Origin of the sequence: Streptomyces sp. NPDC050704 (assembly GCF_040654355.1) — a bacterium.
Classification (GTDB): Bacteria; Actinomycetota; Actinomycetes; order Streptomycetales; family Streptomycetaceae; genus Streptomyces.
On sequence record NZ_JBFAHW010000049.1, the window covers coordinates 1 to 21,076 of the forward strand.

General features: G+C 69.0%; 23 protein-coding genes. 13 read left to right on the top strand and 10 right to left on the bottom strand.

Annotation, left to right across the window (positions count from 1 at the left end; translation table 11 throughout):
* Positions 1–183: hypothetical protein (locus tag AB0I18_RS26985; RefSeq protein WP_363108163.1), on the top strand; the 183-nt coding region annotated here is incomplete at its 5' end.
* Positions 184–283: 100 nt separating this feature from the next.
* Here AB0I18_RS26985 and AB0I18_RS26990 read toward each other — a convergent pair.
* Positions 284–802 carry a DUF2617 family protein gene (locus AB0I18_RS26990; protein WP_363108164.1) on the bottom strand — a complete coding sequence of 173 codons (519 nt, stop codon included), beginning with the start codon at positions 800–802 and terminating at the stop codon, positions 284–286.
* Between the two features lie 744 nt (positions 803–1,546).
* On the opposite strand from AB0I18_RS26990, the gene AB0I18_RS26995 reads away from it, so the two are divergent.
* The 3 genes from AB0I18_RS26995 (at position 1,547) to AB0I18_RS27005 (ending at position 3,528) form a co-directional block, all read left to right on the top strand.
* The gene (locus AB0I18_RS26995; protein ID WP_363108165.1) at positions 1,547–2,764 is read left to right on the top strand and encodes a pyridoxal phosphate-dependent aminotransferase; all 1,218 of its coding nucleotides are present in this window, start codon (positions 1,547–1,549) and stop codon (positions 2,762–2,764) included.
* A gap of 129 nt (positions 2,765–2,893) precedes the next feature.
* Positions 2,894–3,151, top strand: a complete 258-nt coding sequence (locus AB0I18_RS27000) for a hypothetical protein (RefSeq protein WP_363108166.1) — start codon at positions 2,894–2,896, stop codon at positions 3,149–3,151.
* Positions 3,148–3,528: a hypothetical protein gene (locus AB0I18_RS27005; protein ID WP_363108167.1), complete on the top strand. Its 381-nt coding sequence runs from the start codon at positions 3,148–3,150 to the stop codon at positions 3,526–3,528. The genes AB0I18_RS27000 and AB0I18_RS27005 overlap by 4 nt, the downstream gene beginning before the upstream one ends.
* Before the next feature lie 2 nt (positions 3,529–3,530).
* Here AB0I18_RS27005 and AB0I18_RS27010 read toward each other — a convergent pair whose 3' ends face one another.
* Positions 3,531–4,187, bottom strand: coding sequence for a DUF433 domain-containing protein (locus AB0I18_RS27010; protein WP_363108168.1), 657 nt, complete (start codon positions 4,185–4,187; stop codon positions 3,531–3,533).
* Between the two features lie 11 nt (positions 4,188–4,198).
* On the bottom strand, positions 4,199–5,104 hold the full coding sequence (locus AB0I18_RS27015; RefSeq protein WP_363108169.1) for a hypothetical protein: 906 nt from the start codon (positions 5,102–5,104) through the stop codon (positions 4,199–4,201).
* A gap of 315 nt (positions 5,105–5,419) precedes the next feature.
* Between AB0I18_RS27015 and AB0I18_RS27020 the strand changes: the two genes are divergently transcribed.
* Positions 5,420–5,572 (top strand): hypothetical protein, encoded by a 153-nt coding sequence (locus AB0I18_RS27020; RefSeq protein ID WP_363108170.1) that lies wholly within the window; start codon positions 5,420–5,422, stop codon positions 5,570–5,572.
* A gap of 192 nt (positions 5,573–5,764) precedes the next feature.
* On the opposite strand, the gene AB0I18_RS27025 is transcribed toward AB0I18_RS27020, so the two are convergent.
* A complete protein-coding gene (locus AB0I18_RS27025; RefSeq protein ID WP_363108171.1) occupies positions 5,765–6,304 on the bottom strand; it encodes a YbjN domain-containing protein in 540 nt (179 codons plus the stop codon).
* A gap of 137 nt (positions 6,305–6,441) precedes the next feature.
* Positions 6,442–9,039, bottom strand: a complete 2,598-nt coding sequence (gene clpB / locus AB0I18_RS27030; protein ID WP_363108172.1) for an ATP-dependent chaperone ClpB — start codon at positions 9,037–9,039, stop codon at positions 6,442–6,444.
* Positions 9,040–9,229: 190 nt separating this feature from the next.
* Between clpB and AB0I18_RS27035 the strand changes: the two genes are divergently transcribed.
* Positions 9,230–9,643, top strand: coding sequence for a TIGR03618 family F420-dependent PPOX class oxidoreductase (locus tag AB0I18_RS27035; RefSeq protein ID WP_363108173.1), 414 nt, complete (start codon positions 9,230–9,232; stop codon positions 9,641–9,643).
* Between the two features lie 192 nt (positions 9,644–9,835).
* Here the strand turns inward: AB0I18_RS27035 and AB0I18_RS27040 are convergent, their stop codons facing one another.
* On the bottom strand, positions 9,836–10,171 hold the full coding sequence (locus tag AB0I18_RS27040) for a hypothetical protein (protein ID WP_363108174.1): 336 nt from the start codon (positions 10,169–10,171) through the stop codon (positions 9,836–9,838).
* 291 nt (positions 10,172–10,462) lie between these two features.
* Between AB0I18_RS27040 and AB0I18_RS27045 the strand changes: the two genes are divergently transcribed.
* Both AB0I18_RS27045 and AB0I18_RS27050 read left to right on the top strand, forming a co-directional pair.
* Positions 10,463–11,473: a helix-turn-helix transcriptional regulator gene (locus tag AB0I18_RS27045; RefSeq protein ID WP_363108175.1), complete on the top strand. Its 1,011-nt coding sequence runs from the start codon at positions 10,463–10,465 to the stop codon at positions 11,471–11,473.
* 23 nt (positions 11,474–11,496) lie between these two features.
* Positions 11,497–12,483 (top strand): helix-turn-helix transcriptional regulator, encoded by a 987-nt coding sequence (locus tag AB0I18_RS27050; protein ID WP_363108176.1) that lies wholly within the window; start codon positions 11,497–11,499, stop codon positions 12,481–12,483.
* On the opposite strand, the gene AB0I18_RS27055 is transcribed toward AB0I18_RS27050, so the two are convergent.
* Positions 12,446–13,516 carry a helix-turn-helix transcriptional regulator gene (locus AB0I18_RS27055; RefSeq protein ID WP_363108177.1) on the bottom strand — a complete coding sequence of 357 codons (1,071 nt, stop codon included), beginning with the start codon at positions 13,514–13,516 and terminating at the stop codon, positions 12,446–12,448. The genes AB0I18_RS27050 and AB0I18_RS27055 overlap by 38 nt on opposite strands.
* 285 nt (positions 13,517–13,801) lie before the next feature.
* Here AB0I18_RS27055 and AB0I18_RS27060 point away from each other — a divergent pair, with 285 nt between their 5' ends.
* On the top strand, positions 13,802–14,206 hold the full coding sequence (locus tag AB0I18_RS27060) for a hypothetical protein (RefSeq protein WP_363108178.1): 405 nt from the start codon (positions 13,802–13,804) through the stop codon (positions 14,204–14,206).
* Positions 14,207–14,256: 50 nt separating this feature from the next.
* Here the strand turns inward: AB0I18_RS27060 and AB0I18_RS27065 are convergent, their stop codons facing one another.
* Entirely contained in the window at positions 14,257–14,916 is a 660-nt protein-coding gene (locus tag AB0I18_RS27065; protein ID WP_363108179.1) for a Uma2 family endonuclease, read from the bottom strand.
* Positions 14,917–14,973: 57 nt separating this feature from the next.
* Entirely contained in the window at positions 14,974–15,435 is a 462-nt protein-coding gene (locus AB0I18_RS27070) for an ATP-binding protein (RefSeq protein ID WP_363108180.1), read from the bottom strand.
* A 234-nt stretch (positions 15,436–15,669) separates the two neighbouring features.
* On the opposite strand from AB0I18_RS27070, the gene AB0I18_RS27075 reads away from it, so the two are divergent.
* The gene (locus tag AB0I18_RS27075; protein ID WP_363108181.1) at positions 15,670–16,551 is read left to right on the top strand and encodes a helix-turn-helix transcriptional regulator; all 882 of its coding nucleotides are present in this window, start codon (positions 15,670–15,672) and stop codon (positions 16,549–16,551) included.
* A 10-nt stretch (positions 16,552–16,561) separates the two neighbouring features.
* Positions 16,562–16,762 (top strand): DUF397 domain-containing protein, encoded by a 201-nt coding sequence (locus AB0I18_RS27080; protein WP_363108182.1) that lies wholly within the window; start codon positions 16,562–16,564, stop codon positions 16,760–16,762.
* A 13-nt stretch (positions 16,763–16,775) separates the two neighbouring features.
* Here AB0I18_RS27080 and AB0I18_RS27085 read toward each other — a convergent pair whose 3' ends face one another.
* On the bottom strand, positions 16,776–18,233 hold the full coding sequence (locus tag AB0I18_RS27085) for an ATP-binding protein (RefSeq protein WP_363108183.1): 1,458 nt from the start codon (positions 18,231–18,233) through the stop codon (positions 16,776–16,778).
* 278 nt (positions 18,234–18,511) lie between these two features.
* On the opposite strand from AB0I18_RS27085, the gene AB0I18_RS27090 reads away from it, so the two are divergent.
* Together AB0I18_RS27090 and AB0I18_RS27095 are read left to right on the top strand one after the other, a co-directional pair.
* A complete protein-coding gene (locus AB0I18_RS27090; protein WP_363108184.1) occupies positions 18,512–20,056 on the top strand; it encodes a circularly permuted type 2 ATP-grasp protein in 1,545 nt (514 codons plus the stop codon).
* A complete protein-coding gene (locus AB0I18_RS27095; RefSeq protein WP_363108185.1) occupies positions 20,053–21,069 on the top strand; it encodes an alpha-E domain-containing protein in 1,017 nt (338 codons plus the stop codon). Before AB0I18_RS27090 ends, AB0I18_RS27095 begins: the two co-directional genes overlap by 4 nt.
* Positions 21,070–21,076 lie beyond the last annotated feature (7 nt).

A 21,076-nucleotide genomic window follows, 5' to 3' on the forward strand; every position in this document is an offset into this window, starting at 1 on the left:
ACCTTTTTGCCCAAGGCCAACGACAACTGGTCGCGCGAGGCCGCACCGTCGGCGGGCGCCCGTCAGGGGCGCGAGGAACTGCGCGCTCAGCCCACGACAACCCGCACGTCACAACCCAACCCGAGCCCCACCTTCCAGGGGCGCGGGGAACTGCGCGACCAGCCCACGACGACCGGCACGTGACAACCCAACGCGAGCCCCCCAGTCTTTTAGGGGCGCGAGGAACTGCGCGACCAGCCCCCACCCACCCGCACATCACACGCACCGGGACCACGAGAGCCGCTCAAGCCGGCGCAGCCACCCGCACACCGACCCGCGTACGGGTAGCGACAAGCTGCCCGTCCTGCGGATAGGCATGCCAGGTGCGCCAGTGCACCTGCCCCTCGTACCGCTGCGCGAGCATCGCCGTGAAGGCGTGCGGGCTGCCGGGGAACACCCCGGCCAAACCGTTCGGATGGTCCGCGACCAGCGCGAGCAACTCCTGGGCGCGCCCGGCGAACTGCCCCCGCGACAGGGTCTCGACGCGCGCCGCGAACTCGTACTCCCAGTCACCCACCCGCTTGGCGACGCCGAGCGGCAGTGGCGTACTGCTGCCCGCGATACAGGCGACGGTCTCCGAACAACTGCCCCCCTCCTCCTCCAGAAGCACCTGGTGGGACGCGCCGAGCAGTCTCAACTGAAGCTTCGATCCGGACAGTTCGAGGTCGAGCGTGGCGAGCGCGGGCAGCGGTTCGCGTCCCAGGGCCCAGGCGAGGTCGGCCGCGCGCGTGTCGGTGTAGGCGGTGTTGAGGGTCGTGAGCATGGGTCGGCTCCGCTGCACGCAAAGGGTGGGATCGGTCCGTCGCACCCCGGCCGGCGCCGGGCGGTGTCGGCCCGGTCGGCCAGGTCAGATGAAGGTTCCGGGGTCTGCGTCGGCGATTACGAGGGAATCATGAACGGCGCGTCCGCCACAGCGTTTTTACCCAACTTCGTAGGGTTTCCATCCCCCCGAGGGCTCCACAGCTCAACTGTTCAAGTAGGAAGTGCGCCCTTAGTTCACACGTGCGCCTTCACGCCCCCCTGCCCTCAACGGCGAAGCGCCCGCCGGAAGATGACTCCCGGCGGGCGCCCGTGGTGCCGGACGGTCCGGACACGGTTCCCCGTCCGGAGCTCAGCTGCCCCGTGTCAGCTGCCTCCGCCGCATCCGCCCCCACCGCCGCCGCCCCCGCAGGACGAGCCGCCGCCGCACGAAGAACCCCCCACCGAACAGGAAGCGCCGCCGGACGAGGACCCGTTCCCGGAACCCCCGCCGCCGCCTGCCCACCAACTGTTACCGAGCCCGGAACGGCCGCGCGAGCGCCTCCTGCTGTTGCTGACGGCGAAAATGAGCCCCACAACCACCAACGCAACGATGATGCCTATGGCCATGACGCCACGCTCCTTCCGTTCCCCCGAAGCGGCCCCCCGTGGGCTCTGCTTCTTGCTTGTGCTTCTTGTGTGAAAGGGGGATGCCCCCGCGCCTCGCAAGCCAAAGCAGAGTTGAGGAAGTCCAGAGGTTGAGCGGAGGATGGCCGCCATGACCTCCAGCGCACGCCGTCCCGTCCTCAACCGCCGTCTCGCCGAGTTCGGGACGACGATCTTCGCCGAGATGTCCGCCCTCGCCCTGAGCACCGGCTCGATCAACCTCGGCCAGGGCTTCCCGGACACCGACGGCCCGGAGGAGGTCCGCGAGGCGGCGGTCCGGGCGCTGCGCGACGGCCTCGGCAACCAGTACCCACCGGGCCCCGGCGTGCCCGAGCTGCGCGCGGCGATCGCGGCGCACCAGGAACGCCGGTACGGCCTCACGTACGACCCCGACCGCGAGGTCCTGGTCACGGCGGGCGCGACCGAGGCCATCGCCGCCGCCATGCTCGCCCTCCTCGAACCCGGCGACGAGGTGATCGCCCTGGAGCCGTACTACGACTCGTACGCGGCCTGCATCGCCATGGCGGGCGGTACGCGCGTCCCCGTCACCCTGCGCCCGCACGAGGACACCCGCGACGGGGTCGCCCACCGGAGCTTCCGCCTGGACCTGGACGAGCTGCGCGACGCGGTGACGGACAACACCCGGCTCCTCCTCATCAACACCCCGCACAACCCCACCGGCACGGTCCTGACCCGCGAGGAGCTCACCGCGATCGCCGCGCTGGCCGTCGAGCGGGACCTGATCGTGGTCACCGACGAGGTGTACGAGCACCTGGTCTTCGACGAGGCCGAGCACATCCCCCTCGCCACCCTGCCCGGCATGCGCCAGCGCACGGTCACCATCGGGAGTGCGGGAAAGAGCTTCTCGTTCACCGGCTGGAAGGTCGGCTGGGTGACCTCGGCGCCCGAGCTGGTGGCGGCGGTGCGCTCGGCGAAGCAGTTCCTGACGTACGTGGCCTCGGGGCCGTTCCAGTACGCGGTCGCCGAGGCGCTGGCACTGCCCGACACGTACTTCGAGGCGTTCAGCGCGGACATGCTGACCAAGCGGGACCTGCTGAGCGCGGGGCTCGCACAGGCGGGCTTCAAGGTGTTCCGGCCGGCCGGGACGTACTTCGTCACCACCGACATCCGCCCGCTCGGCGAGAGCGACGGCTTCGCGTTCTGCCGGGCGCTGCCGGAGCGGGCCGGCGTCGTCGCGATCCCGAACGCCGTCTTCTACGACCACCGGGAGGCCGGCGCCCCCTTCGTCCGCTTCGCCTTCTGCAAGCAGACCTCAGTACTGGAGGAGGCCGTAAAACGCCTCACGGCACTCGCCGGCTGAGCGCGGCGCTGTGGGCGACTGAAGCCAAGTAGCGGATGGTCGTATGCGGGACGGGCTAGAGTGACGTCGCAGATACGGGTACGGGTACGTACCCGTACTCTGGCCGGTCGGTGAAAGGGAACCCGCATCATGTCTGACGCCAACGTCCGTATCCCCGCTGATGCCCGCGACCGGCTTGCCGAGATAGCTGCTGGGGAAGGGCTTTCGCTCCGTTCCTACCTGGCCCGGCTCGCCGAGACCCTGCTCACCCCGGCCGAGCGGGCCGAGCGGGCGGAGAAGGCACGGGCAGTGCTACGGGAGTGGAACGGCTACGACCCCAGCGAGCATGAGCAGGCCGAACTGGACGCCGAACTGGACCGCCGTATGGCCGAGGCGGGCGCCACGTGACCCGTGACGTGCACGTTTTCCTCGACGAGAGCGCGATGGTGGCCGCAGGGAGGGGCAACGTCCTGGCCTCCCGGCTGATTCATCGCGCTCACGCCGAGCCGGACTGGTTCCTGTACGCCACTGTGTGTGCCCTGGTCGAGGCTGACCGGGCCCGGCCAGGCACAGCGGAGCACATCGCCGCCCTGCCCGGAATCACGATCGTCGACCTGGACCTGCCATCCGCCCTCTCGGTGGCCCGCGCGACGACATGGGCCGACGCGCACACCCTCTACGCGGCCCAGCCCAGCCCCGACCGGCCGGATGGTGCGGTGATCGCAACTGCCAGGCCGCACACGTGGAAGGAGCATCCGGCGCGCACCCTTGACCTCAGCCCCTGAACTCAGCAGGCAAAGCGCACCGTTGCGCGACACAGCACACCGACCTGCTGGGGCGTCATGTCGTAGTCGTACGCGATGTCCTCGACGGACTCGCCCGCCTCCCACAGGTCGGTGATCGCCTGGACCGTGACGCGGTTGGCGGCCACCACGGGGAGACCGTGGCCGAACCTCGGATCGATCACGACGGGTACGGAGGCCGGGTACTGCCTCAGTCGCAGGCTGGAGGGGAAATCGTCGCCCGGCTTCCAGGTGAGGTAGCGGAGATAGTCGGAGACCACTTCCTGGATGGGGGCCTGGCCGTCGCGGGCTCTGCGGAGATCACCCCAACCGTGCTCGACGAAGATGTCCACGCCGTCCGTGGCAATCCGCTTGGACACGAGTCCGTACGGGGTGTCGAAGGCGTCCCGGACAGCGGCAGCCGCCTCCCTGATCTCGCTCATGCGGAGCCCCAGGGAACGCAGAGAACGAAGGGCGTGCGCCTCGGCCACCGCGATGAACGGCACCGAAGGCTGCCCCTTCCGCACCGGCTCCACCTGGTGGACCAGAGGGGCTCCGGCGGCCTTGCTCTTCAACCAGGAGATGAGAGTCGACTGCGGAATCTCAAGGTAGGAGGCCGTTTCCGTGGGCGTCAGGAGCCCTTCCTGGAACCTGTCGACCATGCGTCACCGGCTCAGCCGGCCGCACGGAGTTGGTCCCGGGATCGGCAGTCCCGGCAGCGGCCGGGTTCCGCCGCGCGAAAGCCCCGGTCGCAGCCGTCGCAGTTCCGCAGGGGTACGACCGCCGGACGCACGGAGGATTCTGCGCTTCCGGCCGGTTCGGGCAGGGGAAGGGGAGTCTCCTTGAGCCGGTAGGCGAGGATGCCGGCCGGGCGGACCAGGAGGCTGTCCGGGAGACGTGCGGTGAGATGGTCCGTGACCTGTGTGGGCAGAAGGCCTGCCGCGAGCCACCGGGTGACGGCCGGGGCGAGGCGGGCGGCTTCCTGCGCGGACAGGACGAGGCGGGGGTCGACCCTGCGCAGGGCGGCGAGTACGGCGATGGCCTGCGGGTCGGCTTCGGCGAGCGCGAGCGGGATCGGTGTCTCCGCCTCGGCCTGTACGGGCGCGGCCACCGTCTCCTCCACCTCCGTGGTCGCGGGCACGACCGGCGCGGTGGGAGGCTCCCTTCGGGGCCGACGCGGCCTGGGCGGCTCGGGAGGCCCGTCCGGATCCGGATCCATGTCCGGGTCGCCGCCGGGAACGTCGTAGAAGTACGTCCGGGTACGGACCTGCCCGGTGGGCGTTCGCTCGCGGCGGCGCTCCAGGTATCCGGCGGCTTCGAGCTCTCTGAGCGCGCGGGAGATCAAGATCTCGCCCTCGTCGAAGTGCTCGCACAGGGCGGCGATGGTCACCGGGGTGCCGTCGGGCTGGGAGAGGATGTAGACCGCGACGCCGGTCGTGACCGCGCTGCCGCGCCGCTGGGCGAGGGCGTTGGAGATCACGGTGAAGTCGGCCGTGAGGCGGGTGCGTACGTGGATCACGCCGGAGGTCAGTGCTCCGGCGTCGGCGCGCAGGCGCGCGTTAGACTGCGAGTCAGCCATCGGGAAGGTGCTTCTTCCTGGTTGGTCAGGCCCTCGTTCGGGATGCCAGTCCCGGCCGGGGGCCGTATCTGTTTGCGGTTGTCGCGGCGAACGTAACCGTCCGCATCCCGCGCCTGCAAGCCGGTCACTCGGACGGGTGACGCGGGCCTCCCGGCCGGGGAGGGTGGGTGGGCGGGTAGTTCTTTCTCCCGGTTCTTTGGGGAGGTCAGTGGCCCGCCGGACCCTCGCGGACAAGGGCCCGGTGAGCCCGGAAGACGGACGGTGGCCGGGGCCCGGCCGCCTCGGGGACGGCGGTGCCCGGCCTTCAACTCGCCTGTGAAGGCGGACTTCGGCTTCCCCGAGAATCTCGGTGCACCGGCGGTCCTGGTCACCGGCAGCTTCGAGCAGCCCGTCGCGAGCTGGTGCGACAGCTGGTACGACAGCTGGTGCGACGAGACGGCCTGCTGGTCACGGACCGCGCCCCGCTGATCGTCTACGCGGGCATCCTGCTCGTCGCGCGCCCTGACTCGCACGGCAAGAGCCCGGCCCCGGCGCGCGACCCTGGTGGTCGGCGCCCTGGCCGGGCTCTCGTCGTGCGCGTACGGGGCGTGTCCGGTCGTGACCGCCCACAAGCCCTGTACAAGCCGTGTGCAGGCCCTGTGCGGACCACACCCGTGAGGACTACTCCTCTTCGGGCTTCTCGTCCTCGGGCTTGTCCGCCTCGTTGATCTCCTGCTCCAGGCCGAGCTGCTCGACGAGCCACTTGTCGAACTCGATGGCGGCCCGCACCCAGCTGACCGTCGACGACACGAAGTGCTCCAGGCTGACGCCGGTGCCGATCAGCATCTGCGCCTCGCCGATGAGGCGGACGGTGCCGTCGTCGTGCGTGTGGCTGTAGACCTTGGGCCACAGCGTGCGCCGGTTCCAGTCGTCGATCGATTCCAGCAGCTCGGGCTTGACGTCGATCTCGTGCGGCCGGTCGTAGAACGTCCGCACCGAGAAGACCTGCTGGTCACCCTCACCACGGAACATGAAGTACGTACGGAACTGCTCCCACGGCGCCGCGAGGTCACCCTCGTCGTCGACGACATACTTCAGCTCCATCTGTTCCAGGAGCTGCTTCACAAGGTCCTGATCCGGGACCACGGGGCCCGCCGGTCCGCCGGGCTGCGGCTCGGGCTGGCCCCCGAAGTTCGGAATCGAGGACGGGTCGATAGACATTGGTGGGTACTCCTGAGGATTGCATGTAGTTGCCTGGCTTCGACCCTAGCCGTGATCGGCGGCCCTTAGTCCTGTGGCCTCAGGACAATCCTCACCTCACCCCGCCTCACGTCACCCCGCCCCGGCCCCAGCCCCGGTCACAGGGTTTTCGCGGTCGTCGGCCCCACGATCAGCCCGTCGCCGAAGGAGTCCACGCGGACCGTGTCGCCGTCCTTGACCTCGCCCGCGAGGATCTCCTTGGCGAGCCGGTCGCCGATGGCGGTCTGGACGAGGCGGCGCAACGGTCGGGCACCGTACGCCGGGTCCATTCCCTCGTCGGCGAGCCAGGCCAGCGCCTCGTCGGTGACCTCCAGGGTGAGCCGGCGCTCGGCGAGCCGCTTGGCGAGGCGGTCGACCTGGAGCCTGGCGATGCGCTCCAGCTCCACCTTGTTCAGCGCGGAGAAGACCACCAGGTCGTCGAGCCGGTTGAGGAACTCCGGCTTGAAGGAGGTTCGCACCACCTCCAGGACCTGCTCCTTCTTCTCCTGCTCACTCACCAGGGGGTCCACCAGGAACTGGCTGCCCAGGTTCGAGGTGAGGACGAGGATGGTGTTGCGGAAGTCGACGGTCCGGCCCTGACCATCCGTCAGGCGCCCGTCGTCCAGCACCTGGAGGAGCACGTCGAAGACCTCGGGGTGCGCCTTCTCCACCTCGTCGAGGAGCACGACGCTGTACGGGCGGCGGCGGACCGCCTCCGTGAGCTGGCCGCCCTCCTCGTAGCCGATGTAGCCGGGCGGCGCGCCGACCAGCCGGGCCACGCTGTGCTTCTCGCCGTACTCGCTCATGTCGATACGGACCATCGCCCGCTCGTCGTCGAAGAGGAAGTCCGCGAGGGCCTTGGCCAGTTCGGTCTTGCCGACGCCGGTCGGGCCGAGGAAGAGGAAGGAGCCGGTCGGGCGGTCCGGGTCGGAGATTCCGGCGCGGGTGCGGCGCACGGCGTCGGAGACCGCCTGTACGGCCTCGTGCTGGCCGATCAGCCGCCGGCCCAACTCGTCCTCCATGCGCAGGAGTTTCTGCGTCTCGCCTTCGAGGAGCCGTCCGGCGGGGATGCCCGTCCAGGCACCGACCACGTCCGCGATGTCGTCGGGCCCGACCTCCTCCTTCACCATCGTGCCCTTGGCGGCCTCCTCCTCTGCCTCGGAGGCTTCCTCCAAGTCCCTTTCCAGGGTGGGGATCTCGCCGTAGAGCAGCTTGGAGGCGGTGTCGAAGTCGCCGTCGCGCTGGGCCCGTTCGGCCTGGCCGCGCAGTTCGTCGAGCTTCTCCTTCAGCGCGCCGACCCGGTTGAGGGACTCCTTCTCCTTCTCCCAGCGGGCGGTGAGGCCGCGCAGCTCCTCCTCCTTGTCGGCGAGGTCGCGGCGCAGCTTCTCCAGGCGCTGCTTCGAGGCCGGGTCGGTCTCCCTGTCCAGGGCCAGCTCCTCCATACGGAACCGGTCGACGACGCGCTGGAGTTCGTCGATCTCCAGCGGGGACGAGTCGATCTCCATACGCAACCGGGAGGCGGCCTCGTCGACGAGGTCGATGGCCTTGTCCGGGAGGAAGCGCGAGGTGATGTACCGGTCGGAGAGGGCGGCGGCGGCGACCAGCGCGCTGTCCGCGATCTGCACCTTGTGATGGGCCTCGTACCGGCCCTTGAGCCCTCGCAGGATCGCGATGGTGTCCTCGACGCTCGGCTCGGCGACCAGCACCTGCTGGAAGCGGCGCTCCAGCGCCGGGTCCTTCTCGATCCGCTCGCGGTACTCGTCCAGGGTCGTCGCGCCGACCATGCGCAGCTCGCCGCGGGCCAGCATCGGCTTCAGCATGTTGCCGGCGTCCATCGAGGAGTCGCCGCCGGCGCCCGCGCCCACGACGGTGTGCAGCTCGTCGATGAAGGTGATGATCTGCCCGTCGGAGCCCTTGATCTCGGCGAGCACGGTCTTGAGCCGCTCCTCGAACTCACCGCGGTACTTGGCGCCCGCGACCATGGCACCGAGGTCGAGCGCGACGAGCCGCTTGTTCTTCAGCGACTCGGGAACGTCGCCCTTCACGATGCGCTGGGCGAGCCCCTCGACGACGGCGGTCTTGCCGACGCCGGGCTCGCCGATCAGGACTGGGTTGTTCTTGGTACGCCGGGACAGCACCTGCACCACCCGGCGGATCTCCTGGTCCCGCCCGATGACGGGATCGAGCTTGCCCTCCCGCGCGGCGGCCGTGAAGTCCGTACCGAACTTTTCGAGTGCCTTGTACTGGCCCTCGGGATCCGCGGTCGTCACCCGGCGCCCTCCCCTGCTCTTCTGGAACGCCTCCAGCAGTTTCTTCGCACTGGCGCCCTGCTGGGAGAGTACGTCTCCGGTCTGGCCGCCCTTCGCCGCGATCCCGATGAGCAGGTGCTCGGTCGAGAGGTACTCGTCCCCCAGCTCCTTGGCCCGCTCGGAGGCGTCGGCGATGACTGCGAGCAGCTCGCGGTTGGGCTGCGGCGGCGCGACGGTGGAGCCCGTCACGCTGGGCAGCGCGCTCAGTACGCGCTCGGTGCCGGCCCGTACGGCGGCCTGGTCGGCGTCGACGGCGGCCAGCAGGTCGGTGATGTTCTCGTTCTCCTGCCCCGCGAGCAGCGCGAGCAGCAGGTGTCCGGGAGTCAGGTCCGGGTGTCCCTCGGACACGGCCCTGTTGCCGGCCGCGTTGATCGCGTCCCGGCTCCTGTTGGTCAGCTCGGCGTCCACGTTCGCGTTCTCCTCCTCCTGAACCGGCTACGGCTCGGCTCGTGCGGTGCTCGTACGGTCCTCGTGCGTCCCCATGCGTTGGCTGACCCAACCAACGTACACAAAGTTGAGTCTATTCCACTCAAGTAGGCCGGCGGGAGGGGCGGGGGCAGGTACGGGTGCGGACGGGTCGGGGGCTAAGTTCCGGACCATGGCCGCGTACCCCGTAGACCCGCGCTCTCCCGACGCCACGTATCTCGGCTTCTGGCGGGAACGCCACCTGTGCACCCTCACCACCCTCCGCCCCGACGGCACGCCCCATGTGGTGCCGGTCGGGGTTACATACGATCCGGCGGCCGGTCTCGCTCGGGTGATCGCCAGCAAGTCGAGCGCGAAGGTACGGAACGTACTGGCCGCGGGGCCCGACGGAGGCCTGGCCGCCGTCTGCCAGGTGGACGGGCGGCGGTGGGCGACCCTGGAGGGGCGCGCGACGGTGTCCACCGGCCCCGCACGGGTCGCGGAGGCGGAGCGGCGGTACGCCGAGCGCTACGGCCGGACCCCGTCCTCCAACCCGTCCCGGGTGGTCATCGAGATCAAGCTGGCTTCGGCGATGGGGCGCGGCTGACGGCGGGGCCCGACCTCGGGGCCCACTCCGGACGACCTCCAGGCAGAACCAGGCTGATTTCAGCCCTTGTGAAAACCAGTGGATAGCCTGAAATTTCCCCGGAAACTGCAGCGGCGTCACCGTGTTCAGGTCACGGTGACGCCGCTGCGGGGGGGAAGCGCCTGAGCGATTTACTACGACGGGGGAATCGCGTCAGGCACTGCGGGGGGTGGCTGAGATGGTTCGTACGTCCGGGACCTCCGGCTCGTCGAGCCGGTGGTCGCGCCGGTCGAGGTTCACAAAGATCATTCCGTACCGAATGGCGCACCGTACTGGCTGCGGCGCCCCCCGAGGCCGCCGCAGACACCGGTATGCCCGCACATCCTCGTCGTCGTCCCGGGTCACCACTACCGGCTCCCCGAAGACCGTCACCATCAACGAGTCACCGCTGTGGGGGATAGCGGTGGCCAGGTCGATGAAGTGCCAGCCGGAGCGGTATGCGGTGGCCATTTCTCTCCTGAAGGAGCGGTCGTCGGGTGGAGTAGTCATGTCAGCTCCACACACTGTCGGCCGGAGTGGCAGGAGTGTCACCATCACCGACTTCGGCGGCGGTGGCCGTCGACGACCAGACACTGTCCCTGTCTCCCTCCGCGCCGGAGAGGCCACTCAGCGATCCGAAGGCCACAATGGCGGAGAAGGCAGCGACAAGCACCGAGCGAAGCATTTTCTTACGCATAGTCGGCTTCGTCCTCACTTGAAGGTCCCCTCTTCCCCCGTCGGATAAGACGATGGCTCATTCAGGCACGTCATGGCCACACAATCGATGCATCATGTTCCTGCATGTTCAGGACCCTGGGGGGTGGAAATTTGGCAACGAATCAGACTAAAACGACACATCCCCACGCGGTGACCGAGCTGTGTGCGGAGGGCGGCCGACTTTACGCGAACGCCCTGCGCACGGGGCGTATCGCCCGTGCGGACGTGGAGTCGGCTCCTTGTTTGATGGAGCTCGCCCTGCTTCATCCTGACCTTGACGACGCGAACTGGCTACGCCCCGTGCCCCCGTCCGTCGCCCTGGCGCAGCGACTCAACGCCATAGAGCGCGAGATCACCGAGCGCAGGAAGATATCCATCGAACTGGCCGATGCTTTCGAGCCGTTCATGGCCCTCACCACGCAGGTGACAGCACCCACTCATTCGATCACGGTGCTGGAGGGGCTCGACCGCATCAACACGGCGCTGGACCTGGCCATAGCTGAATGCCAGCACGAGATGCTCACGGTCCAGCCGAGCGCCCGCCACCCCGAGCGCCGGCTCATTGAGGGACTGGAGCGCGACAAGCCGCTGATCGAACGTGGAGTGCGGATCCGGACCCTGTACCAGCACACGGCCCGGTACAGCCCCGAGAGGCTCGCCTACGTGGACCAGTTCGCCGACGGGAAGGCGGAGTACCGCACCATCGACGAACTCGTAGAACGCCTCATCATCTGCGACGAAGCCGTTGCCTTCATCCCCATCCGTGACGACCGTCAGGCCGCCCTGGAACTTCGCCACCCAGGGCTGGTCCGTTATCTGATCAAGGTCTTCGAGTTCATGTGGGGCCGTGCGGTCCCACTGAATGCCGGCGCCCCCTACGAAACCGCCCCCGACGGCATCACCGGCATCCAGCACTCCATCGCGAAGCTCCTCGTGGAGGGTCACGTCGACGAGGCCATAGCCCGTCGGCTCGGCATGAATGTCCGCACCTGCCGCGCCCACATAGCCAAGCTGGCCACCGCCCTCGGGAGCGGCAGTCGGGCCCAACTCGGCTTCCTCATCGCGCAGTCGGGGATCCTGGAACAGGACCACTGAACCTCCACGAAAGAGAGTCGCAGGTGACGAGCGAGGTACACGGACACGGGCCGGAGGAGCTCTGCGAGACGGGCACACAGCTGTACGCACGAGCCCTGCGTGAAGGTCACGTGCCCAGTCCCGATGCCGGCGAAGCCCCCTGTCTCGTCGCCTTCGGTCTGCTGCAACCGTCCGTCGAGGATCTCGGTCGACTGGAGCCGATCGCCCCTGCCGTCGCCCTCCACCGGCTGCTGCGGAACGTCGAGGACCGCGTTGCGGACGAACGGCGGCGCGAGGCCCGTCTGGCCGAGATGTTCGAGCCGCTGATGCGGATCGACGGCCCTCGTACGGCAGGCACCGACACCCCGGCGATCAGAGTCCTCAGCGGTACGGAGCGGATCAACCAAGCCCTCACCGAGGCCGTAGCCGACGCGACGCGGGAACTGCTCTGCATCCAGCCTCACGCCCCCCACAGCAACGAGCGCCACGAGGTGGCTCAGGTCCTCGCCCTGGATCGCGACCAGGCCCTGCTCGACCGCGGCGGCCGTATCCGCACCCTCTATCAACACACGACGCGCCATCTGCCCCGCGTACTCGCCCGCTACGAGCAGCTGAGTGGAGATGCGGAGGCCCGCTCCCTCGACGAGGTCACCGACCGCCTCATCATCGTGGACCGTGCGGTCGCCTTCATCCCCGCCAACAAGGACGGCACTCTCGCCCTGGAAGTCAGCCACCCGGCCCTGATCGCTTACTTCGCGACCACCTTCGACCGCCTCTGGCGCCTGGCCACTCCCATGTATCCACAGGCCGTCCAACGCCCGACCCTGAACGGCGTCACTCCCCGCCAGCACGCCATCGCTAGCCTCCTCGTCGAAGGCCACACCGACGCCGTAATCGCCGAACGCCTCGGCCTCAACATCCGCACCGCCCGCGTCCACATAGCCAAACTCGCCGCCACCCTCGGCAGCGAGAGCCGGGCCCAGCTCGGCTATCTCATCGGCCGGTCGGGGATCCTGGAGCAGGAATCGTGAGCGGTTGATCCCCTGCCTGAGTCTGATTCCCTGCCTGGTTCCCCGTCTCCAGGGACCGGGGCGGGCCGTCCAGCCCCGCCTGCGCGATCCGTACCCCCAGCTGCGTACGACTGGCCGCCCCCAGCGTCTCCGAGAGCCGGGCGATATGAGCCCGGCAGGTACGCACGCTGATGCCCAGCCGCTCCGCGACCACCGCGTCCTGGTGGCCCTCCGCGAGCAGCGCCGCGATCGACCGCTCCCGATGGGTGATGCCCTCGATGCCCGTGTCCGGGAGGGGCGCGGTGAGAGGGATGGCGAGGCGCCAGAGCCGTTCGAAGACCGTGACCAGGTAGTCCACCAGCGCCGGGTGGCGCAGTTCGAGGGCGATCGTGCGATCGACGCTGGCCGGGATGAAGGCGACCGTACGGTCGAAGACGATGAGCCGCTCGGTGACCTCGTCGAGGGTGCGGGCCTCGGCCGCGTCGCCCATCAGCTCCATGTAGTTGAGCAGGCCCTGACCGTGGCGGGCCACGTGTGTGTACAGGTCGCGCATCCGCACGCCCCGCCGGCGGAGCGCCATCGCCCGATGCAGGCCCTCGGAGAGCTCGTCCTCGCGGCGGATACCGCCCGGCTGCACGGCCAGCACCTCGGACCTGCACGCCTCGGTCGCCTCGTCCATCGCGGCCCGGATCCGGGGCAGCCCGTCGAGCACCCGGATCGCCACGCCCTCGGTGGGGGCCCGGGCGTCACTCCGGAGGGCGGCGTACCACTCGAAGGCGGTCACCGCCGCGCCCATCCGCGACTGCGTGGCGGTGACGTGCTCGTGCATCTCGCGCAGCAGCCGGGTCATGACCTCCTGCGGCGAGGTCGGCACCAGCCACCGCATGTCGTCCGGATCGGGGTGCAGCAGCGCGAGTTCGAGCAGGCAGGGCACCGTCTCGGCGTCGGCACGGGCCACCCGGCCGCGTCGTACCGCCCGGGAGTACACCCGGTCCCCGGCATCGCACAGCCGGTCCGCTCCATGCGGATGCGCTTGCGTCCCGTGCCCGGCCATCTCCCCAACCCCCGGTTCCAGCCTCTTCGGAGCGCCACTATGCGCGGCCGCTCCCGGCTCCGCAACACGGGTGCACCGCAACGGCGCCCTCTATCGACACACTTGATACGTGTTTGTCCACACCTCCGCATGGCTCGTTGCAACAAGCTGATGGCGGGAGCGAGACGGACCCCCAGCGGATGACGAAAACGCTTCTCCCCGGCTACGGCGTCTCCCCGTACGCTGAGGCATTCCGGCGTGCGGCGAGCAAGCGGCTGAGTGAGATCGGCTACAAGGGATCATGAGGTGACCCTGGAGACCAAGCACCGCACCCGACTGATCACGGCCGGGGGCGTGACCCTGCTCGTCATCGCCGTGCTGCTTGCCGCAGCTGCGATCCTGGTGTCCCTCGCCGTGCAGGGTTTTTTCGACCGCTCCGAGGAACCGCCCGGCGAGGTCCTCGTCTCGCAGTCAGTGCTGACCGAGCACCGGCTTGGCACCGCCATACAAGATGGCTCCCTCACCGCAGAGGAAACTGACTACGCGGCTGGCGATGCCCATTGGAGCAGTGAGCGAGACAACGACGCCGTCCGGATCACGGTCGACTACCCGGCCGACGACGCATCGGGCGCCGGCTGCTACCGGTTTACCTTGCCCCACCCCTTGAACGACCGAACACCCATCGAACGCGAGCGGCTGTCTCACTGTTAGAGACGTCCAGCGGGCAATCTTGAAGCGATCTTGGCGACGGCCTGCCCGGCTCACCCTCGCCTTGGCCCGGTAATCGCCGCGCCGATCACAAATCCCTTCGCGGGACCCTCGGGAATCGTGACGTCGATGCCGTAGGGAACGCGGTGGACTCCGACCCAGTCGGCCTTCTCGGGTTGGGGTTCGGTGAGAACGGTGACCGTGCCGTTCTTGTCGTAGTCGTCGATGATCACGTAGATGGGGATGGCCGCTCGCGCGTACTCCCGGCGCTTCCTCTCAGGGTCGCGGCCTTGACTTCGCTTGCCGGGGGAGACGACCTCAACGATCAAACGAGCCGCGGCAGCCGTCAGACCGAGGCCGTCGTCCGTCACATAGCGTTCCGGGTCCCTGGCCGCGACGAATAGGTCCGGCACCCAGGCACACCCCTCGTGAATGACGTTCGTATCGTTCCGAACGGCGAAATCGCCGCCTCTCAGAAACTCCCCCAGCGCCTCCTTGAACAGGAACACGATCTGGCTGTGCGAATAGCGGCCGGTGCGCGACACCTCGATGGCTCCCTCGATGATCTCAGCGCGGTAACCCTCAGGGAGTTCCATGGCCTTCCATGCCTGCCGGAGGACCTCGTCGAGGTCGGGGTCGTTCTCGGCGGGGGACGCGGACTCGGTCCTGATCTCAAGCATGGTCTCGGGCCTCTCGTGCGCAAGAGCGGTCATGGCGGCGCGATCACGGTACGTACGGCGATGGGGCCGACCAGGGGAACGGCCCCCGCGTCACCCGATGCAGTGAGCAGCCTGAAGCGGGCTGTCGGGCGCCGTCTCCCCCAGCTCGAACCAGACCCCCTTCGCGTACCGCCCCGCCCGGTCGGCCGCCACGCCCCACGTGTCCGCGAACTCGGCGACGAGGGTCAGACCGCGGCCCCAGCAAGCGGTCATCCCGGCGGTGGTCGTGACCGGGCGGTCATGGCTCTCGTCGTACACGCTCACCCGGAGGCGGGTCGGGGTGAGCTGGACTCTGAGCATGGCCGTGCCCTTCGTATGCAGGTGGACGTTCGTGACCAGCTCCGACGTGCACAGGGTGGCGGGCATGACGAGGGGTTCGCGGTCGAGTGTGCGGAGTACGCCGCGCACGAAGTCCCGGCACACCTTGGGCGCGGTGGCGTCGCCGGGGGCGAAGAGGCTGTAGTCGTAGGCGAGTTGGACAGACCTGTGCGGGGCCCTGCGGGCGGCTTCCATGGGCAACGGCTCCCGTTGGAGAAGGTGGAGCGGGGTGGGGGGTGGGGGGTGGGGGGTGGGCCCGCTTTCGCTTACGGGCAGGGGGAGTTGGACGACTCCGGTACGGTTCCGGAGCGTTATCGACACCACACTCAAGGTAATTGCTCAGGGATCTAATTCTCAACCTTTTGCCACTATTGATGGACCAACTCGGTGACGCAGGGCAGACTTTGGCTGGGTCGACGAGGAGAGAACGTGGGATTGCGCACCACCATCAGCGAACGCCAGCGGCGACTGGGTGTCGAGCTCAAACACCTGCGCGAAGAGGCAGGATTGAACGCAGGTGAGGCGGCCGGGCGGATCGGCATGAGCCGCGGCCAGCTCAGCCACATCGAGCTCGGCCGTACGTCCATCCTGACGGAACGGCTGCTCGATCTCTGTCGCGCGTACGGGTGCGCAGACGAGCCCTACATCAAGGCACTGGTCGCCCTGTCCGAGGCAACGGGCAAGGGCTGGTGGAGCGCATACAGGAAGCACATGGGTTCGGGCGCGCTCAATCTGGCCGAGCTGGAGGCGGACGCGGTCGCGCTACGGATGCACGAGCCGATGTTCATCCCGGGGCTCTTCCAGACCGCCGACTACGCCCAGGCCATTTTCAACAGCCCCAAGCTGGGTTTCGACAACATCGAGGAGGCCCTGAGCTTCCGCATGGAGAGACAACGGGTCCTCACACACGAGAACCCGCCCACCGTCCATGCCGTGATTCACGAAGCCGCTCTGCACATGAGGTTCGGCGGCACCCAGGTGGTCCGCGAGCAACTGCTCCGGCTCATCGAACTGGGGCGCCTGCCCCATGTGACCATCCAGGTCTATCCGTTCAGCGCGCAGGCGTACGCGGCCCTCATCGGGAACTTCACGCACATCATTCCCGTCAACCCGAAGCTGAGCACGGTCATCCTCGAACAGCCCCTGGGCTTCCACTACTTGACCGAGGAAGCCCAGTTGCAGCAATACACCTCACTCTTCGGCCGCCTGGCCGAGAACGCCCTCGACCCCGTCGACGTACCGTTGGCCCCTGAAGCACACTCCGTGAAGGACTCGCTGGCCCTGATCCAGCATCTCCTCTACGAACTCTAGGGAGGCCGAGATGCCCGACCTGAACTGGCAGAAGTCGTCGTTCAGCGGAGGTCCCGAAGGGAACTGCGTGTTCGTCGCCACCGCCCCCGACGGAACCATCCGCCTCCGCGAAAGCGACAAGCCCCGCACAGTGATCGCCGCCATCCCGGAGGGCCTCGCCGCGCTCCTCCACCACCTCAAGGCCGAACCGCCCACCCAAACCCCTGTGTGACCGTGGCCCCGACTCACTCCCCTCGGTACAACCGCTTGAGGTCAACCAGTTGGACGGACGGATCCGTACCGACAGTGGCGCGGAGGTTGTCGGTGAACCCCGCGCCGCTGAAGCACAGCAGCCGGGTACCGGAGGCGTCCGTACCCGAACGCTTGCGCAGCAGCTCGCGGATGTGGCGAAGTCGGTCGAGGTGGCCTACGCCCATGGTCTCGTTCCACTTGGCCTCGCCGATGGCCAACAGGACCTCACGGCCGTCGTCCGCACGTCCGAAGACCGCCAGGTCGACCTCGTGGCCGGTCCTGGCCGCGGGGTCCGCGACCGTGCCGGACTCGACGCGGGTTCGCTGCCCGCCCAGGGTGTCGGCGGAGGCGTACCAACGGGCCCACGTGCGGCAGATCCGCTCGAAGTGCGGGCCGACGACCTTGCTGCGGAAGGTGGACTGCGACCGCTCCCAGACGGCCGGTGCCTGTCCCGGCCGTTCCAGGTCGCTCCACTCCGGGCGCATGACGGCGTAGTAGAAGGTGAGGATGGGCTCGGCGATCCGGTAGGCGGAACGCTTGCCGTGGAAGGCGTCCGGATCGCGCGTGATCATGCCGGTGTCCTCAAGGACGGTCAGCGCGTGGCCGAGGTCTGTGGACTTGCGTTCCAGGAAACTCGCGATACCGCCCCGGGTGTGGTTGCCCTGGGCGATGGCGGCGAGGACGCCGTGGTAGAGCGCGGTGTCACGCAGATCCGGCTCCTCGGCGAGGAGGAATCGCGCCTCGCGGAAGAGAGGGCGGCCAGGGTTGAGGACGTTGCGCAGTATCCAGGGGCCGAAGTCGTCGAGGCCGGCGGGGGTGTCGCCGAGCACGAACTCACGACCGTAGGCGGGGGTGCCGCCCACCACGGAGTTGAGCACGAGAGCCAGGCGGAGGTCCTCGACGCCCCAGAACCGGGCGGCGGACCGGTAGTCGAGCGTCGGCACGACCAGCTCCAGGCTCGCCCGGCCTCGCAGCGGCGCCGTGCCGGAGAGCAGGTTGCCCATGAAGGACAGCGCCGATCCGCACAGCAGCAGCCGGACGGGCCCGCCCTCCCGGCGCCCCTGCGGCCCGAGGGCGCGCTGGAGCAGTGACGGCAGCTCGGGCGAGGCCTTGACCAGGAACGGGAACTCGTCGAGTACGACGGTCAGCGGTCCGGTGTCCGGCGTCGCGAGGCGCATCATCGCCTCGACGGCCTCGTCCCAGTGCGCGAACCGGTACGGCGTCCGCCGCCCCTCGAACCGGGCCATCGCCGCGCCGAACTGACGCAGCGATTCAGCCTCGGTGGCTTCACTGGCCGCGAAGAAGAACCCACCGTTCGCCCGGCACACCCCGTCCAGCAGAAAGGTCTTGCCCTGCCGCCGCCGCCCGGACACCACGCCCAATGTCGCCTCGGGCCCCTGGTAACCGGCGTAGCGCACGAGCTCGGCCCACTCGAAGTCACGGTCGAACATGGTATCGGGCTTGGGAATCACGGGGCCTCCGGGTGTGCCGCTTCCTGCAGTCGGCATTCAATGAGCAGCGAATCTATTATAGGCGTGCTTATCATTCACGCCTGCATGGTGGCACCAGCACGGTTGGCCCTCGCTTGTCCTGAGGTACCGAGGGCACCGTCGGCCCCGGCCGGGCACACCCAGCCGTCACGCCCTCACCTCGCCACTCGATCACTCCCGTGAGCTGCCGGAAATCACCGAGTGATCGGCATGTTACGTACCGCGCTTAACGTCAGGCCATGGCGGACATATTTGACGCGTACGCGTTGGCCGACGCGTGGGACGAGATGTTTGAGCGGCCGGGTGAGGTCAGGACCGCCTATGAGCCGGTGCTGGCAGCACTTCAACCGATGGAACCGGCCGAACTCCGGTTCAGGGCCGACCAGATGGCACGGGCGTTCACGGACCGGGGCGTGACCTACGCCTTCGCGGGCGAGGAGCGGCCCTGGCCGCTGGACCTCGTGCCGCGGGTCCTGGACGCACTGGAATGGGATCTCATACAACGTGGGGTGTCCCAGCGGGTGCGGGCGCTGGAGGCCTATCTGGCCGACGCGTACGGGCCGTGCCGGGCCTTCGAGGACGGGGTGGTCCCCTGGAGACTGCTCCTCAACTCGCCCCACTTCCACAGAGCCGCGCACGGCGTGGAACCCCCGGGCGGCGTACGCATCCATGTCGCCGGCATCGATCTCGTACGCGACGAAGCGGGCGACTTCCGGGTCCTGGAGGACAACGTCCGGGTGCCGTCGGGAGTCTCGTACGTCATCGAGAACCGGCGTGCGATGACCCGGATCTTCCCCTCCCTCTTCGCCGAACAACACGTCCTGCCGGTCGACGGCTACGGGCAGCGGCTCCTCGCCGCGCTGCGCGCCGCCGCGCCCGACGGGATCGGCGACCCGCGCGTCGTCGTCCTGACCCCCGGTCCCAGCAACGCCGCCTACTTCGAACACGCCCTGCTGGCACGGCTGATGGGCGTGCAGTTGGTGGAGGGGCACGATCTGGTCTGCCGTGGCAACCGCGTGTGGATGCGGACCACGCGCGGCGAGATGCCGGTCCATGTCGTATACCGGCGGCTCGACGACGACTTCCTCGATCCGCTGCACTTCCGGCCCGACTCGGTGATCGGCTGCCCCGGCATCATGAACGCCGCCCAGGCGGGGAACATCACACTCGCGAACGCCGTGGGGAACGGGATCGCGGACGACAAGCTGCTGTACACGTACGTTCCCGATCTCATCCGGTACTACCTCGGCGAGGAGCCGGTACTCCCCAATGTCGAATCGTTTCGCCCCGATGAGCCGGGGCAGTTGGAGGCGGTCCTCGACCAGCTCCATGAGTTGGTCGTGAAGCCCGTCGACGGGGCCGGCGGCCAGGGCATCGTCATCGGGCCGCACGCGGACAAGGACACCCTGGATCGCGTACGCAAAGAGGTCATCGCCGATCCGCGGGGCTGGATCGCGCAGCGTCCCGTCGCCCTGTCCACGTCCCCCACCCTCGCGGGCGACCGGATGGCTCCGCGCCACATCGACCTCCGGCCGTTCGCCGTCAACGACGGAACCGATGTCTGGGTCCTGCCCGGCGGGCTCACCCGGGTCGCGCTCCAGGAGGGCAACCTCATCGTCAACTCCAGCCAGGGCGGCGGCTCCAAGGACACCTGGGTCCTCGCGGAGGGGCCGAAGGACGGGCCGCTCCCGGCGGAGTCCACGGCCGTCCCGCAGGTCGCCCCGCGCCAGCTCGGCCCCGACGGCGAGCGCGCCCTCGCGCAGGAGGAGGCGCAGCAGCAATGACCAGCACCCAAGGCAGGGCCGGCACCCCTGGCAACACCACCCACGCGGGCACCACTCAGGCGAGCACCACTCAAGGGAGCGCGAACGACGTGATCCTCTCCCGCATAGCCGAAGCACTGACCTGGACCGGCCGTTATGTCGAGCGCGCCGACGCCACCGGCCGCATCCTCGACGCGTATCTGCACCGGCTCCTCGAAGACCCCTGGCGGGACGAGGACGTGGCGTGCCGGTCGCTGTACGCGATCCTCGGCGTCGACGCGGGCACGGACCCCGTCGACATGCAGCAGGTCCTCGACCATCTGGCCTTCGACGCCCGTTCGACCTGCGCCATCGAGGGCGCCCTTGGCGCCGCCCGGCTGAACGCCCGCAGCGCCCGCGAGGCCGTCTCGTCCGAGATGTGGGAGTGCCTCAACTCCACCTGGCACGCCCTCGCCGACCAGCGCCTCGCCGCCCGCCGCACCGGCCCGTACGCCTATCTCGAACTCGTACGCCGCCGGGCCGCCCTCTTCTTCGGCCTCGCCGACTCGACGATGAGCCGCGACGACAGCTGGCGCTTCGTCGTCCTGGGCCGGAGCCTGGAGCGGGTGGACATGACCGTACGACTGCTGTCCGTACGGGTGTTGGACGCGCCGCACGCCCCCGACTGGCCGACGCTGCTCAGCGCGAGCGGCGCCGACGAGGCCTACGCGCGGGTGTACGGCGGCTTCGGGGACACCGCCCGGGTCGCCGAATTCCTCATCATGGACCGGGAGTTCCCGCGCTCGGTGCTGCACGCGCTGACCACGGCTGAGGAGTGCCTGGCCGCGCTCGGCCGCCCCCGCCAGGACCCGGCGCGCCGCCCGATCGGCCGGATGCGCACCCGCCTCGAATACCTGGACTCGACGGCTCTGGAGGACGTACTCCCGTCCCTCCTCGGCGAGTTGCAGGCGTCCTGCATGGCCTCCGCCGAGGCGGTCGCGGAGAGGTTCTTCCCGTACCAGGGGCCCGTCGAATGGGCCCAGGAAGGAGCGTGAGTACGCG